The 15,246-nt window shown below is 63.1% G+C and carries 10 protein-coding genes and 1 tRNA gene; 8 read left to right on the top strand and 3 right to left on the bottom strand.

Going from position 1 to position 15,246, the window contains the following annotated elements; genetic code table 11:
* Positions 1-520: 520 nt before the first annotated feature.
* Positions 521-2,197, bottom strand: a complete 1,677-nt coding sequence (locus tag ACW4QM_RS06820) for an FAD-dependent oxidoreductase (RefSeq protein WP_302233752.1) — start codon at positions 2,195-2,197, stop codon at positions 521-523.
* A gap of 342 nt (positions 2,198-2,539) precedes the next feature.
* On the opposite strand from ACW4QM_RS06820, the gene ACW4QM_RS06815 reads away from it, so the two are divergent.
* Both ACW4QM_RS06815 and ACW4QM_RS06810 read left to right on the top strand, forming a co-directional pair.
* A complete protein-coding gene (locus tag ACW4QM_RS06815) occupies positions 2,540-3,952 on the top strand; it encodes a helix-turn-helix transcriptional regulator (RefSeq protein ID WP_223901060.1) in 1,413 nt (470 codons plus the stop codon).
* A gap of 180 nt (positions 3,953-4,132) precedes the next feature.
* Positions 4,133-5,458, top strand: coding sequence for a coproporphyrinogen III oxidase family protein (locus ACW4QM_RS06810; RefSeq protein ID WP_114539087.1), 1,326 nt, complete (start codon positions 4,133-4,135; stop codon positions 5,456-5,458).
* 39 nt (positions 5,459-5,497) lie between these two features.
* Here the strand turns inward: ACW4QM_RS06810 and ACW4QM_RS06805 are convergent, their stop codons facing one another.
* Both ACW4QM_RS06805 and ACW4QM_RS06800 read right to left on the bottom strand, forming a co-directional pair.
* Positions 5,498-8,152: an FAD-dependent oxidoreductase gene (locus tag ACW4QM_RS06805; RefSeq protein WP_455798310.1), complete on the bottom strand. Its 2,655-nt coding sequence runs from the start codon at positions 8,150-8,152 to the stop codon at positions 5,498-5,500.
* Positions 8,153-8,675: 523 nt separating this feature from the next.
* Positions 8,676-8,752: transfer RNA gene (locus ACW4QM_RS06800), tRNA-Pro, on the bottom strand.
* Between the two features lie 380 nt (positions 8,753-9,132).
* Between ACW4QM_RS06800 and ACW4QM_RS06795 the strand changes: the two genes are divergently transcribed.
* The 6 genes from ACW4QM_RS06795 (at position 9,133) to ACW4QM_RS06770 (ending at position 15,245) form a co-directional block, all read left to right on the top strand.
* Positions 9,133-9,573 (top strand): hypothetical protein, encoded by a 441-nt coding sequence (locus ACW4QM_RS06795; protein WP_455798309.1) that lies wholly within the window; start codon positions 9,133-9,135, stop codon positions 9,571-9,573.
* A 230-nt stretch (positions 9,574-9,803) separates the two neighbouring features.
* On the top strand, positions 9,804-11,054 hold the full coding sequence (gene brnQ, locus ACW4QM_RS06790) for a branched-chain amino acid transport system II carrier protein (RefSeq protein ID WP_206604493.1): 1,251 nt from the start codon (positions 9,804-9,806) through the stop codon (positions 11,052-11,054).
* Positions 11,055-11,276: 222 nt separating this feature from the next.
* Positions 11,277-13,211: an NADH-quinone oxidoreductase subunit 5 family protein gene (locus ACW4QM_RS06785; protein WP_455798308.1), complete on the top strand. Its 1,935-nt coding sequence runs from the start codon at positions 11,277-11,279 to the stop codon at positions 13,209-13,211.
* Between the two features lie 15 nt (positions 13,212-13,226).
* Positions 13,227-14,096 carry a complex I subunit 1 family protein gene (locus ACW4QM_RS06780; RefSeq protein WP_223901043.1) on the top strand — a complete coding sequence of 290 codons (870 nt, stop codon included), beginning with the start codon at positions 13,227-13,229 and terminating at the stop codon, positions 14,094-14,096.
* Between the two features lie 12 nt (positions 14,097-14,108).
* Positions 14,109-14,552 carry an NADH-quinone oxidoreductase subunit B family protein gene (locus ACW4QM_RS06775; RefSeq protein ID WP_114539081.1) on the top strand — a complete coding sequence of 148 codons (444 nt, stop codon included), beginning with the start codon at positions 14,109-14,111 and terminating at the stop codon, positions 14,550-14,552.
* 3 nt (positions 14,553-14,555) lie between these two features.
* Complete coding sequence (locus tag ACW4QM_RS06770) at positions 14,556-15,245, top strand: NADH-quinone oxidoreductase subunit C (protein WP_114539080.1); 690 nt, start codon at positions 14,556-14,558, stop codon at positions 15,243-15,245.
* Position 15,246: the final 1 nt, after the last annotated feature.

Below are 15,246 nucleotides of genomic sequence, written 5' to 3'. Positions count from 1 at the left end.
CCTCCTCTCCGGTGCTTTCTCGACAATCGCATCGTAGCGGGAGGCCCCTTTCCGCGTGTACCGAAAGTGGGTCTATGTCAATGGTGGTTTAACAGCGGGTCTGCATGAGCCCGAGTCTTGCGTTCAAAAAAAGCACATATTCCAGATCGGCGTTTCCAGAAAAGCACATATTCCAGATTGAAGTGGATGGTTCTCGGCTCGCATTTCAATGTCGAGAGATTTCATAGGACGTTGACCTGGTGTTTTATCGGAATACCCTTCAAGCTATCCCAGCAAAGGTCGAGAGTGACTTGGAAAATGTGCTTTTTTGAAAGGCCGCGTAGCTTCCCCGGAACAGAGCTTCCAGAAAAGCACATTTTCCAAATGTAATACGCTGTCGCTCACCCAGAATGCTGCGTGGCAGGGCTGCTTGGGCAGAAACAAAGAGAAAGGCTCTCCGAAGAGAGCCTTTCTAGCTGGAATGCCGCCGCCGCAGGGAGGGGGAGGCCGCAGCGGAGTAAGCGGTTTCGCGCGCGGGCGCTTAGGCCTCGGCGAGTTCGTGGCCGAGCAGGTAACCGAAGGTAATGCAGCGGCCGTGGGAGTTGCCGGCGACGTTGATGGGGTAGTCCACCGCGGTGATGTCGCCCATGATGTTGCCGAGCACGTAGAGGCCCTCGATGACCTCGCCGTTCTCATCCAGGCACTGGAAGTCATTGTTGCACTTCAGGCCACCGCAGACGGCGAGCAGCGCCGGACCGACCTTCAGGGCGTAGAAGGGGCCCTGCTTCACGGGCGTGAGGAATACGGGCTTCTTGTAGTAGTCGGTGTCCTCGCCCGCCTCGCACATGCCGTTGTAGCGGTCCACCGTGGCCGTGAGCGTCGCGGCGTCGCAGCCGATCTTGCCGGCGAGCTCCTCGATGGTGTCGGCCTCATAGGCCATGCCCTGCTCGATGTACAGCGGAATCTGGGTCTTGAAGTACTCGGGGGCCAGCTCAAGATCGCTGCCGTAGGGACGGAAGGAGTCCCAGAACATGCCGCCGCCGTAGGGCAGGCCGTTCACGAGGTCCGTCGGCCAGTTGGCGTCGAAGACCGACCAGGCCTCGCCGTTGGGCTGCTTGTTGATGGCCAGGGACTTGCCCTGTACCCAGGTGTCCTCGCACATGAAGCGCTCGCCGTTGTCGTTCACGAATAGGAAGGGCCCGTGGAACCAGCAGAAGGCCTGGGGATGCATCATCGTGGGGAAGGGGAGATCCTGCAGCTGCGCGCCGACCCACATGCCCATCTTGTGGCCGTCGCCGGTGTTCACGCCGGCCGGGGTGTACTGGCTGCGGGGCTGGCCGTACTCGGCGCAGATGGGGGCGTAGGCTTCGCACATCTCCGGGCTGCCGCCGATGTCGCCGGTAGCGAGCACGACGCCCTTGGCAGCGTTGTATTGCACATAGCCCTCGGCGGTCTCGCAGATGCAGCCGCACACCTTGCCGGAGTCGTCCTTCACGAGCTGCACGGCAGGGGAATCGAACACGAACTCGGCGCCGTCTTTCACGGCGTCCAGGTAGCACAGTTCGGCGCCGGCGAAGCCGGTGGAGGTAAGGCCGGCCTCTTCGGGGATCATGAACATATGGTATCCCGGCTGCTCGGCGTAGACGTCGTCGTGGCTGTAGAACGCGCCCACCATGGCGGAGCCACCCAGGGCCTCGCACTTGTCGATGAGCCAGTTGGAGGCCTCCTCGGAGTTGTTGAAGAACTTCACGATAAGGTCCTCGTTGGTGCGGCTGGCGCACTGGGCGATCCAGTGCTGCTTCGCGTTCACCTTGTCCACGACGATGTTCTGGGCCTCCATGTAGCGCGAGTTGATGGCGCCGAAGCCGCCGCCGCGCCCATTGAAGCTACCCGTTTTCTCGACGACGGTCACCTTGCCGCCCTTCTCGGCCGCAGCGGCCGCGCAGGCGCAGCCGGAAAGCCCGGCGCCGATGACGAGGATGTCGGTGTCCACCGTGGAGGCGATGTCCGTGATGGGCTCGGGCGCGATCTCCCACTCGTAGGTCGCGGTGCCCGTAGCGGGCATGGTGGTGCCGCCGGTGGTAGCGGGCGCGGCGGCATCGCTCTGGGGCGCCGGGGAGCAGCCGGCCAGTCCGGCCACGGCGGCTCCTGCGGCGGCGGTGGCGCCCAGGCCGAAGAAGGCGCGGCGCGACAAACCCTTGGCATTGATGTCGGTCATAGGATCTCCCTTTCTTCTCAGCGCGAAGCCCTCCGCCTCGCGTCTGTCCTTAGGGGAACACCGATCGGAAACGGTTGCGTCTTCCCGTCTCGGCATTGTCCTCCCGCCCTATAGACTGACAAAACGTCAGGTGCCATTCATCTGCCGAAGGGGCTCATTTTCCCCGTTCAGGCAAAAATGAGCCGAAGTGGCCCATAGCCATTTTTGAGTACTTTGGTAGTTTTGGAAGAGAAGGAAACAGCTCGGCCCGCGAGAAGGCCGACTGTGCGCTATGCTGCAGGGCGCGGTTGCGGCCGCGGCTTTCGCGGAAGGTCTTGGGAGGGGCGCTCGATGAGGGAAGCGATGACGGATCGCGTCGCCGATTGGCGGCTTTTGGGGCTCGGCTTCTGGCAAGCGTGGCAGATCGTGGCTATGTGCACGGATATCGTGGCACCCACCTCGGGCAAACTCTTCGACCAAGGGAACGCCCTGTTGATTCTGCTCGTGCTTATGACGGCGGCCTATCTGGCCGTCGTTGTGGCCTCGCGCCGCTATGCCCCCTTCGCGGGACGCGGCTCTTCCTACGTGCTCGCGGCGGCGCTTATGGCGGCCGGTACGCTCGCCATGCCTGTTGCCCTGCATTTTCTGGAGGGAATCGTCGGCATTGGTGTGTTCGTGATGGCTGCAGCGTCGGCCTCCCTCGGCAACGCCCTTCTCCTTATTATGTGGGGCGAGCTATGGAGCGCGTTGGCCACTGGTCGCGTTGGCCGCCATCTCTACGCCTCCTACACGTTTGCGTTCGTGCTGTTTTTCCTGATCTACTTCATGCCCCAACCCGTAGCCGTGATGGCCACGACGTTGCTGCCGATCATCTCGACGGCGGTGCTCTACGCCTGTCGCCACGAGCCGCGTCGCGAGCCGTCGGTGGTGCCTCTTGATGTGCATACCATACCGGTGGCGCGCCTACTCGTCTGCCTCTTCATCATCAGCGTTATCTGGGGTCTTACCCAGGGCATCGTGGGAACCTTCGCCGAGGGCGACGAGTTCCATATGGCGAAATCGCTTCTTTTGGCCGGCGGCGGTATCGGCGCCATCACGCTTTCCATGGCCGTGACCTCGTCCCCCTCCGAGGCCCTCACCTTGTACAAGCCCGTCATCCCCGCCATGGTGGCGGGGATCGTCCTTCTGCTCTTGCAGCCCGCGGTCTATCCCTTCCTGGGGTCGGGGCTCATTATCATGGGCGTCTACTGCCTCGATATGCTTCTCATGCTCGTCTCTACGGACATCGCCTTCAGGGGGCGCATCCCCGTGGCCCTCTCCTTCGGCGTGGCGATTTTGGCGACCCGCGCCGGCACGCTCGTCGGTTCGGTGGTTGCGGACGGATTTCTGTTCGCGCCGTTCTGGACGGCCCAGCTGCGCACCGATATCTGTCTGGTCGCGGTGCTGCTGCTTGCCATCATCGGCATGCTGTTCTTTACCATGGCCGATGTGCAACGGCTCTACGTGACGCCCCGGGCCCAGCGCACCGACGAGTCCCTCGAGCAGAAGTGCGCGGCTGTGGCCGCCATGGGGCATCTCACCAACCGGGAATCAGAGGTGCTCGTGCTGCTTGCCCGGGGACGTTCGGTTCCCTATATCTGCGATGAGCTTTCCATCGCCCAGGGCACGGTGAAGCACCATGTGAGCAATATCTATCGGAAGCTGGGCGTTTACGATCGCCAGGGGCTGCTGGACGCCATCGAGCAGGGCGGCGTGGGAAGATCGGCGCTCGCGTGAACGTCCCACACCCTCTCTCGGGAATGCGTGCGACGCGGGAAGTGGGTGGCTGCAGTTCTAGCTTCGCGCGGCGGCAGGGCGAGTTTGTGCGTTCCGCATACCCTTAGGGCAAAGGTCGGGTATTGTCCCAAAGGGAGTGCTAAAATCCTCCTTACGCTTGAATAGACTCAGGAGGTATCGATGCTCTCGGAGCGCATGCTCACTACCGTCGTCCGCGCCATGACCGACAAGACCCTGACCTTGCATCCCGTGCCCGAGGACGCGCTTCCCGACCCGGTGCCCGGCCGCCCCTACACGCTTTACGTGCACGTTCCCTTCTGCGAGCGGCTGTGCCCCTATTGCTCCTTCAACCGCTTCCCCTATCGCGAGCAGCGGGCCCGCGACTATTTCCAGGCCCTGCGCCAGGAGATGCGGATGCTGGCCGCGCAGGGCTACGACTTCGAGAGCGTGTACGTCGGCGGCGGCACGCCGACGGTGGACATCGACGAGCTGTGCGAGACCATCGATCTGGCCCGCGACCTCTTCCATGTGAAGGAGGTGAATTCGGAGACGAACCCGAACCACCTCATCCCGGAGTACCTTGACAAGCTGCACGGCCGCATCCAGCGCCTCTCCGTGGGCGTGCAGTCCTTCGACGACGGGCTTCTGCGCCAGATGGACCGCTACCAGAAGTACGGAAGCGGGGAGGAGATCTTCGAGCGCATCGGCGAGGCGGCGCCCTATTTCGAGTCGCTCAATGTGGACATGATCTTCAACTTCCCCACGCAGACCGAGGACATCCTCATCTCCGACTGTGAGAAGATCGCGCTGTGCGGCTGCCATCAGACGACGTTCTCGCCTTTGTACCAGTCCCACGCCACCACGCGCAAAATGGAGCAGGTGCTGGGGAGGATGGACTACGACAAGGAACGGCGCTTCTATCATATCTTGGACGAGATCCTCGCGGGGGGTGATGCGCCCTTCTTCGAGCGCCGTACCTTGTGGACCTTCAACCGGCTCGACGAGAACCTTAAGCGCAAGCAACATCTGGAAGTGGACGAGTACGCCGTGTCCTACGAGGAGTGCGTGGGCATCGGGTCCGGCTCCATCACGCATTTGGGTGACAACCTATTCGTGAACACGTTCAATTTGGAAGAATACGGCGAGTTGGTGCGCGCCGGCGTCACGCCACTACTCGGCAAGACCGACCTGCCCCGACGCGACCTCATGCGCTACAAGTTCCTGCTGCAGCTGTACAGCCTGCGCTTCGACAAGCACGAGTTCGAGCGCGATTTCGGCGTGTCCGTGGAGCGGGGGCTGCCCGTGGAGATGGCCTTCATGCGCGCTAACGGCGCGTTTGCCACCGACGACGCCGACGAGCTGACGCTCACGCCGGCGGGCCGCTACCTCACGGTGGTGCTGTACCGTCAGTATCTCGCCGGCCTGAACAATCTGCGCGAGCAGGCCCGCGCCAAGCTCCCCGGCGACGAGCGTGACCTCCTGTTCGGTGACGGCACGGAGAAGTAACAGGTCCATCAGCACAGGCGCATCTGAAGCCCTGAGGCATCACTCGCCGCCGCACAGGGCGATGAGCTCCTTGCGCGAGTGCACGTCGCATTTTACGTAGATGTGCTGGATATGCGCCTTCAGCGTGCCGGAGGCAATGAACAGCTCCCTCTCGATCTGCTGGTTGGTCTTGCCGCTCGCGATGAGACGGCAGATCTCGTCCTCCCGGGGGCTCAAGTGGCACGAGGCGGACACGGCGTCGCAGCGCTCGGCGATAGCCTCGGCCCGCAGGCTGTCGGCTGCCAGAGTCTCCGTCTCCAAAAGCTTGATGCCCCAACGCGAGGCGAGATCCCTCTCGGAGAGCAGCATGAGGGTGCTGGCCAGCACGAGCATAACCACGGCGGCACTGACGAGGATGGACTGGGTGCCCTCATCGAGGCCCGTGCGTCCCAGAAGATCAGTGCACCCGGCGCCCCACAGAGTGAACAGGGTGTTCACGCGCATAATGCCGGTGAGTGCCACGATGGCGATGCCCATGCGTTTCGAGAGGTCGTAGAATAAAAGCGAGATGAGCAGCGACATGAGCGTCATGCCCATGGAGATGAGGTAGCCTGCCGCTGTGGTGCCGAGCACGCCTTCGGCCGGTATGAGCAGAACGCCGCACACCATGAGGAGAAGGGGCGAGCGGAACAGGGCGCTCACCGAGAAGCGATCGGAGAAAAAGTATACGACGACGAAGAACCCGCCCATGACGAGCGCGGTGGAAAGCGAGGAATGGACGCCGGCACCCTCGGGCAACTGGGCGGTTCGCATTCCGTAGGCGAAGGCGTATATGCACAGCACTGCCAAGGGTTTCCAAGGATAGGAGAATTTAGGATAGGGCCGCACCACCCGCTCCCGTTCCGGAAGGGAACGGAAAGCCAGAGCGAGACAGCCGAGCGACAGCAGCGGCAGAAGCACGAGCACGAGGGCAAAGCGCGTGCCGGCAAGTCCCTGGCACAAGTAGGTCATTGGCACGGCGATGAAGCGGGATGCCGCCGTGAACAGGGCGATGCGGATGAGGCTCAAAGGCACGATGGCCTCGTTGAACATGAGGAGTATCGCGCAGAAGCCGAAGGCTCCCAGCAAGGCGCCCGCTGTAGCCAGCGGCACTGCAGCCGAGGGGAACTCGGGTGCGGCGATGAGACAGAGGGAGGCGGCGAGCATGGCCGCAAGTGAGCCGAATCGCGCCCAATGGTGGGAGCTGAGCGGCACGATGCGCCGGGCGAGCAGCGTGGCCGCGATGCCGAGCACGGCCGGCACGGAGTTCGCGCCACGGGGCACCGCGAAGAACGGTCCCTGCTCGATGGGCACCAGATAGTCGGCCCGCTTTCCGAACTGGCCGTCGGAGCCGGTCGCGCACAGCTCGTTGTAGGCCTCGATGGACGCGACGATGGCCTGCTCGTCGATGGGGTCGATGTGCCACTCCTCGGCTTCCATGTAGGCGTTGATGTTGGCCGCCAACTCGGCGAAGGTCTCGCCCTTGACGAACTGATCCTCCGAGGGAATCTTCATGTTGCCCACGCCGAACTTCACCTCGTTGGGATGGGCTGCGGCCCACTGCTCGCCAATCTCGACCCAGTTCGCCGGCATGATGGTGAAGAACTTCGCCGCCATGGGGTTCTGGAAATCGTACTCCTCGAGGTACCCGCGCATGAGGTTGTTCAGGTAGGCGAAGGACAGAACTTCATTCATGAAGCGCTCTCCGTGGATGTCCAGGTTCAGGAAGGGCAGCTCCAGACGGGTCAGCGCACCGCCGCCGTGAACCATCTTCGAGTGGTTCACCGGCGTCATCTGCGCCCCGGCCCAGATGCCGGCCATCATGCCCATGCCGTCGCGGAAGGGGCTCATGGTCTTGAAGCCTCGCAGGTCGGGACAGTAGTAATCGCGCATTTCCTGGTTGCCGGAGCAGTCGCCGGAGGCGAGGATGACGCCTTTGGCGGCCTTGAAGAGCACGTTGCCCTCCTCGGTCTCGCAGATCACGCCGGCCACGCGCTCCCCCTCCTTGTACAGCTGCACGGTCGGGGAGTTGAAGAAGAACTCCACGCCCTCGGCGGCTACCGCATCGCAGACGGCCAGGGCCGCGTCGTTGTGGGCGCCTTCCAAGTGGTTGTAGGTGTTCGCGTGCAAGTAGTAGGTGTAGCCGTTGTACTCGCGCTCGGAATCGTAGGGCTTCGACTCGGCGCCGCCCTCGGCCGCCGTGTCCGCCCACCAGGTAACGGCCTCGTAGGAGTTGCGGGCCCACGCTTCCAGCAGCTTGCGGTTCGAGCGGTAGGCATTTTTCTCCATGAGGAAGGCGACGCAGGCCTGGATGCCGGCCTCGTCGGTCTTGGTGGTGTCCACCGAGGCGCCCATGTTGCCCGTCGTCTGGGCGGTTCCGATGTTCTGAACGCAGGCCACCTTGGCGCCGGCGGCTACGGCGGAATGGGCCGCGGACAGGCCCGACTCGCCGGCACCTACGACAACGACGTCGTACTCGCGGGTGTCTGCGAAGTCGGTAATGGGCTCGGGAGCTTGCAGGAAGGCGGGCAGCCCGGCATCGGCAGAGCCGGTATCCGCGAGCGTGGCCGTCTCCGCGGCGGTTTTCGGGGCGCAGCCCGCAAGGGCGCTCGCTCCCACGACTCCGGCGGCGGCCAGTCCGGTGAACTTGAATAAATCGCGACGGGTGACTTCCATGATGACCCTCCTGAACGACGGGCGGCTTCTTCGAACCGCGCTCCCTTCGCGCTCGGCTGGTGGAACCGTCCTCTTCGGCTCTGTCCGATTGCCGAGCGCTGCTGACGGGTTGCATCATGGCCCGGTTCGCAAAACCGCGCATCGGGCCGATCGACGAAATTGGGTTAAATGCCTAACCCAAGGCATAACCCAGAGCGTGACCTGGGAAGATGGGTCGTCCTGAACGGTGACATAGCGAATCAAATAACTCGCAAGATTTTGGAAATAGTTGGAAGTTTCGAGCAGAGTGATGTTGCGAGATCGGAAGTAGTTGGGAGTTTCGGGTGTGTTTCGAAGCAAATTGCCTGCAATGGGTCGATTTGCTGCTCGAAATTCCCGACTATTTCTCTCGTGATGTCCGAAACCCTTAACTAATTCCTTCGCATTGCTCGAAACTCTGATCTAATTCCTGACTGACTTGCCCGTTAGCTCTAAATACGCGCTCGTAGTAAAAGAGCCGGCATTATGCCGGCTCTCTAAGTTCTGGTCGGGTTGACAGGATTTGAACCTGCGGCCCCTTGACCCCCAGTCAAGTGCGCTACCAAACTGCGCCACAACCCGTTGGTGCTTTTGAGCTCTCACTCAAACAGCTTTGCTATGATAACCCGACCGCAACGCCTTTGCAAGAGGAAATTTTCCGAACGGTTCTTCGCCTCTCTTTTGTTCGACAAAGCCACCGGCGATAATCCCAGCATCCCGAGAGTGTGCATATTAGTGCGTACGGAAAAGCTTCGATGCCAGTTTAGTGACAAGCCCGAATTAAGTATCCGTTCTTAAGGTTATAGGACTCCTGATCCCCGCCGCATTAAGCTTCCGAGGCGGGGAAGCGCCGATACTCTCATAGGAAGACTCGATAACTCGGGTTTTGCTGTCGTGGTAGGCTATGCCCAAACAAGCAGGATCCGGCGACAGAGCCGGGAAAATGCAACGAGGAGGTTCCCATGGAAGTTATCGTCGCACCCGAGCCCATGGATTACGAGATTCGCGGGATGTACCGGTTCGCCACGTTGCGGGAGGACTCGGGTCTTGCCGAGGCCGTGCGCGGGCGCTGGCCCGAGAACCCGCGGCTGCTCATGATCGCCGCAGAGCCGGAGAGCGACACGTACACCGAGAACCTCGCCATGGATCTGGCCACGGCGCTGGTGAAGGCTGATCTTTCGGTGGGGGAGCTGCGCGTGCTCCAGCGCGAGACGGCCGACGTCGCGGCCCAGCTCGTCGCCGGTGCCGATGTCATCGTGCTGGCTGACGGCGAGGGGAAGGACGCCGATGCGCAGCGTGAGGCCTTCTTTGGCGAGTTGGACATGCCGGCCTTGCTTGAGGGCGTCAAGGAGGGCGCTCTCGTTATCGCGCTTTCCGAGGCGGCGCGCGACGCCATCCGATAGCCCTGCTGCTGGGTGATCTCGGATCGGCGTGGCTTTTTGTTGCCTCGGCTCGCGGTTGCCCAGAGGCGCGTTCCGGGAAAAATCCAGGCACTTTCCATCGTCCGTGACGATTTCGTGCCGCTTCGGCATTGGGCGGGTAACTGCGCTGCCGATACGTCATCATGACCCCTCCATTCATCGACAATAGATGCGAAAACGTCCGCGTCGACGACGAGAGAGGGGAGGTGCCCGTGAACAAAGACGCGCTGGTCGTCGGCTTGGCGCTGTTCGCCATGTTCTTCGGCGCCGGCAATCTCATCTTCCCGCCGTACCTCGGCATGGAGTCGGGCGAGCTGTGGCCGCTCGGCCTAGCGTGCTTCGTGTTCTTCGACGTGGTGGTCTCCTGCGTGGGCGTGTTCGCCATCAACAACGCGGGGGGCTCCATCCTCTCCATCCAAAATGCCCTGGGCAAGAAGGCCGGCCTGGCGCTGAACACCGCCGCCATCCTGTGCGTGGGCATGCTCATCGCTCCGCCGCGCTGCGCCGCCACTACCTTCGAGATGGCCATTGCCCCCTGGTTCGGCGACGTCATCGGGCTGCTGCCGTTTTCGGTCGCATTCTTCGCCGTGGTGCTTTTGCTGACCTTGCGGCCGACGCGCATCATCGATGTGGTGGGTAAGGTGCTCACGCCGCTTCTGGTGGCCGGCATCGTGGTCATGGTCATCGCCGGCATCGTGAATCCGCTGGGACCTGTGGGCGCTCCCGAGACGGACACCGTCGTAGCCGACGGCGTGCTCGCGGGCTACCAGACCATGGACATCCTCGCGGTTGTCGGGTTTTCCATCCTCGTGCAGGAATCGGTGCGGGCCGCCGGCTACGGCGAGAAGCGCGATCAGATGCGCGTTACGGCCCGGGCGAGCCTCGTGGCCTGCGTGCTGCTCGCCGTCATCTACGGCGGTCTTACTTACTTGGGCGCCACCTCCGCCAGCGTCGTGCCGCACACGGTCAGCCAGGCCGAGCTCATTACCATGATCGTGTGGAAGCTCATGGGGGAGGCCGGTGTGGCAGTGCTGGGCATTGTCGTGGGCCTCGCCTGTCTCACCACGGCCATCGGGCTGTGCGGCGCAACGGCCGACTACGTCGAGCGCATCACCATGCGGCGGGTGAGCTACCGGACGGCCCTCATCGTCGTCGTCGTGGCGGCGCTGCTCATCTGCAATCTCGGCCTTACGAACATCATCGCCCTGGCGAGCCCGATTTTGTCCGTGGTCTGCCCGCCGTTCATGACGACGGTGGTGCTCTTGCTGTTCCGCAAGCACCTGCGCGGCACCTGGGTGTTCAAGGGGGCGGCGCTCGCCGCCGTGGCGGCGAGTCTCCTCCTCACGGTGCACGATCTCACCGGTGCCTTCGCGTTCGTCGAAGCCGCTCCGCTGTACGCCTACGGTTTCGCGTGGCTCTTGCCGTCGCTGATCGGCGGCGTGGCCGGCGCCCTTCTGGGCTGACGGTTCGATTCGGCCGCGAGCGGATGAGGTTTCGCGAAAATTGATCAACTGCATAATTACGATGACCCTTTTACCGAGTATTGCTCATGAGTCGGGGGATGGGGGCGCGATTACCTGCGCCTCCTTTGCTATGGTAGGGAGCAGGATCCGAGGGATCTCGCCTAATCGCAGAAAATTATGAGGCTGCGGAGAGGCCGGTATATTAGGTTAGGAGGATCCTGAATGGAGTTCAGTTTCGGACTGATCGGCTTCCTCATCGTGTTCCCCCTCATTGTGGCCGCCGCGCTCTTATTCGTGCGGCAGGAGGGGCCGCGCCGCGTCATCGTCTGCGTGTCGGGCGTTGTCATCGCGCTGGCGTCGGTCGTGCTCGTGGTCATGAACCTGGGGGCGAGCTGCACGCTCTTCGCGTTCGAGAGCATGGCCATCGACTTCATCTGCACGGGCATCTCCGTGGCCATCGCGGCGGCCATCGTGTGGTTCGCCGTGCGCTACAAGAACCTGTGGGCCGCCGTGCTCGCGGGCGTGCAGGTGGTCGGCACGCTCATCCTCGAGTTCATGTTCTCCCACGGCATCGAGGTGCCCTACGGCCTGTACTTCGATTCGCTCTCGCTGCTGATGACCTTCATCATCGGCGTGGTGGGAAGCGGCATCTGCATCTACGCCTTGGGCTACATGGAGGATTTCCAGGCCCACGAGCCGGAAGGGGCGCCGGATCGTCGCCCGATGTTCTTCGCGCTGATGTTCGTGTTCCTCTCCGCCATGTACGTCATCGTGTTCTCGAACAACATGGAGTGGATGTTCGCCGGCTGGGAAGTGACGACCCTCTGCTCGTTCCTCCTCATCGGCTACACCCGCACCGAGGAGGCCATCGCCAACGCCTTCCGCCAGATCATCATGAACCTGGCCGGCGGCCTCGGGTTCCTCGTGGCGCTGTGGTGCTGCGCCCTTACCGTGGGCACCTTCTCGTTCTACGAGTTCCTCGTCATCGGCCAGAACAATCCGGCCCTGACCACCTTGGCCGTCACCGCGCTGGCCTTCGCGGGCATTACCAAGGCGGCGCAGATGCCGTTCCAGACCTGGCTTCTGGGCGCTATGGTGGCCCCGACGCCCACTTCGGCGCTTTTGCACTCCTCCACCATGGTGAAGGCCGGCGTCTTTCTGCTGGTGAAGCTGGCACCCGTGTTCCACGTGTCGCCGGCACCGGCGGTCATGGTCATGCTCGTGGGCGGCATCACTTTCGCGCTGTGCTCGTTCATGGCCATCTCGCAGTCCAACGCCAAGCGCGTGCTGGCCTATTCCACCATTGCCAACTTGGGCCTCATCACGGCCTGCGCCGGCGTGGGCACCGCCGAGGCGGTATGGGCCGCGTGCTTCCTCATCCTGTTCCATGCCATCGCGAAGTCGCTTCTGTTCCTGTGCGTCGGCACCGCCGAGCACCATATCGGCAGCCGCGACATCGAGTCCATGGATCTTCTGTTCGACCGCATGCCGCGCCTGGCCCGCTTCATGATGCTCGGCATCATGTGCATGTTCATCGCGCCCTTCGGCATGCTGCTCGCCAAGTGGGCCACGCTCGTGTCTTTCGTGGACACCCGCCAGGTCGCCCTCATCATCATCTTGGCCTTCGGCAGCGCCGCCACGTTCATGTTCTGGGCCAAATGGCTCGGCAAGCTCTCCGGCATCGCCGGCGAGCCGGAGAACGTGGAGGTCACGGTGAAGCCGACGGAATGGGCGGCGCTGCTCCTTATGGCCTGCCTGCTCGTGCTGGCCTGCGTGTTCCTGCCGCTCATCTCCTCGACGCTCGTCGAGCCCTACGTGGCCAGCGTCTACGGCATGCTCGGCCAGGATATCGCCACGGACAACCTGTGGCTCGCCTCCATCTGCACCGTTATCGTGGTGGCCGTGCTGTTCGCCGGCCTCGGATCGAAGCAGAAGTCGCGTCGGGCGAGCGTCTATCTGGCCGGCATCAGCCGCGACAACGACTCCCGCGCCTTCCAGAACTCGCTGTCGGGCACCACTGAGGCCACGACGCGCAACTGGTACATGGAATCCGTGTTCGGCGAGGCGCGCATCGCCCCGGTCGGCGTGGCGTTCAACACGCTCATCATGGTCGCCGCGTTCGTGATCGCCATCGTCGCGGGCCCGATGGGCTTTTAGGAAGGGTGTGATCTCATGACTTTGCTTACGACACTCATCGGCACCCTCCTGTTCGCCGTGGCGGGCCCCGTCGTCGGGTGCCTCCTGGCCGGTTTGGATCGCATCATCTCGGCTCGCATGCAGGGCCGCGTGGGGCCGCCGCTTCTGCAGCCCTACTACGACGTGCGCAAGCTCTTCGAGAAGGAGCGCGTCTCCGTGAACTCCGTGGAGGGTGTCTACGTGGCCTGCGCGCTGCTGTTCGCGCTCATCGCCGGCGGCATCTTCTACTCCGGCGGCAACCTGCTTCTGTGCGTGTTCGTCATCACGCTGTCGAGCCTGTTCTTCATCATGGCCGCCTATTCCACGCGCAGCCCCTACGCCGAGATCGGCGCGGCCCGCGAGACGCTGCAGGTGATGAGCTACGAGCCCATGGTGCTGCTCATGGCCGTGGCCTTCTTCCAGGCCTCGGGCTCCTTCGACGTGGCCGAGGTGCTCCAGCTCGACCACCCGATCATTTGCACCATCTGGCTCGTGTTCCTGGGCGTGCTCTTCATCCTCACCATCAAGCTGCGCAAGTCGCCCTTCGACCTGTCCATGTCGCATCACGCCCATCAGGAGATCGTGCGCGGCATGACTACCGAGATGAGCGGACCTGTGCTCGGCATGGTGGAGATCATGCACTGGTGCGAGAACGTGCTGTTCCTCGGCTGGATCGGCATGTTCTTCCTGTGGGCGAACCCCATCTCCATTCTGGTCGCCATCGTCATCGTGCTATTGATGTACTTCCTGGAGATCTGGATCGACAACAACTTCGCGCGCGTGAAGTGGCAGTTCATGTTCAAGTCGGCGTGGCTCGTGGCCCTTGTCGCCGGCGGTGTGAACGTCGCGTTCCTCGCGTTTTTGTAAGGAGGTAGGCACATGGCATTCGCATCGAAATCGCCCTGGGTCATCCACTACGACGGCTCCAGCTGCAACGGCTGCGACATCGAGGTCCTGGCCACGCTGTGCCCCGGCTTCGACGGCGAGCGGTTCGGCGTGGTGAACACGGGCAATCCCAAGCACGCCGACATCTTCCTCGTCACCGGCAGCGTGAACGAGCAGAACATCGGCGTCGTCCGCGAGATCTACGACCAGATGCTCGAGCCCAAGGTGGTCGTGGCCTGCGGCATCTGCGCCTGCACCGGCGGGGTCTTCCACGACTGCTACAACGTCATCGGCGGCGTGGACAAGGCCATCCCCGTCGATGTGTACGCCCCGGGTTGCGCCGTGCGCCCGGAGCAGATCATCGACGCCGTGGTGGCCGGCGTGGCGAAGCTCGACGAGAAGTCGGCGGCCCTGGCCGCCGCCAGGAAGGGAGCGTGAGAAATGACGACCTTTGAGCAGACCTTCGAGGAGCTGCCGCTGGCCGGCGTGCACGACTTGGCGGCCGCGCGCCATGCCGAGGGCTGGCGCTACGTGCAGATCCTCGCGGTGAACACCGAGGAGGGCATCGATCTCGTCTACTCCTACATGAAGGACGGGCATCTCGCCAACTTCAACGTGAGCGGCGTGAAGCAGACCGACGTGGTACCCTCCATCACCGATCTGTACTTGGAGGCCTTCGTCTGCGAGAACGAGATCCACGACCTGTTCGACGTGGCCATCAGCGACATCGCCATCGACTTCGGCGGCATGTTCTACCAGCTGGCGGAGAAGGCCCCCATGACCGTCGTGAGCCCCGAGCAGTTGGCGGCGCGCGAGAAGGCGAAGAAGATCGCCGCGGCCAAGGCCGCCAAGGAGGCGAAGGCGGCCGCACCGACCGAGGCGCCAACTGGCCCCACCGAGGAGGAGATCCAGGCCAAGATCGCCGGGCTCGACCCGGAGAAGGCCGCGAAAGTGAGGGCGGCCATGGAGGCCAAGGCCAAGAAGGCCGCGGCTGCCGCCCCGGCGCCGGCTGGCCCCACGGAAGAGGAGATCGAGGCCAAGATAGCGGGTCTGGATCCGGAGAAGGCCGCGAAGGTGCGCGCCGCTATGGAAGCCAAGGCCCGAAAGGCCGCAGAAGGGAAGGGAGAATAGC

The sequence above is a fragment of the Adlercreutzia sp. CNCM I-6207 genome (genome assembly GCF_977072305.1).
Note: the sequence above shows the minus strand (reverse complement) of the source record. Positions and strands in the feature narration are given on the sequence as shown.

Excerpts from the sequence above, each read along its gene's own strand:
- ACW4QM_RS06775 (WP_114539081.1), top strand. The coding sequence starts at position 14,109 with ATGGCATTCGCATCGAAATCGCCCTGGGTCATCCACTACGACGGCTCC.
- ACW4QM_RS06770 (WP_114539080.1), top strand. The coding sequence starts at position 14,556 with ATGACGACCTTTGAGCAGACCTTCGAGGAGCTGCCGCTGGCCGGCGTG.
- ACW4QM_RS06815 (WP_223901060.1), top strand. The coding sequence starts at position 2,540 with ATGACGGATCGCGTCGCCGATTGGCGGCTTTTGGGGCTCGGCTTCTGG.
- ACW4QM_RS06795 (WP_455798309.1), top strand. The coding sequence starts at position 9,133 with ATGGAAGTTATCGTCGCACCCGAGCCCATGGATTACGAGATTCGCGGG.
- ACW4QM_RS06810 (WP_114539087.1), top strand. The coding sequence starts at position 4,133 with ATGCTCTCGGAGCGCATGCTCACTACCGTCGTCCGCGCCATGACCGAC.
- ACW4QM_RS06780 (WP_223901043.1), top strand. The coding sequence starts at position 13,227 with ATGACTTTGCTTACGACACTCATCGGCACCCTCCTGTTCGCCGTGGCG.
- ACW4QM_RS06785 (WP_455798308.1), top strand. The coding sequence starts at position 11,277 with ATGGAGTTCAGTTTCGGACTGATCGGCTTCCTCATCGTGTTCCCCCTC.
- ACW4QM_RS06820 (WP_302233752.1), bottom strand. The coding sequence starts at position 2,197 with ATGACCGACATCAATGCCAAGGGTTTGTCGCGCCGCGCCTTCTTCGGC.
- ACW4QM_RS06805 (WP_455798310.1), bottom strand. The coding sequence starts at position 8,152 with ATGGAAGTCACCCGTCGCGATTTATTCAAGTTCACCGGACTGGCCGCC.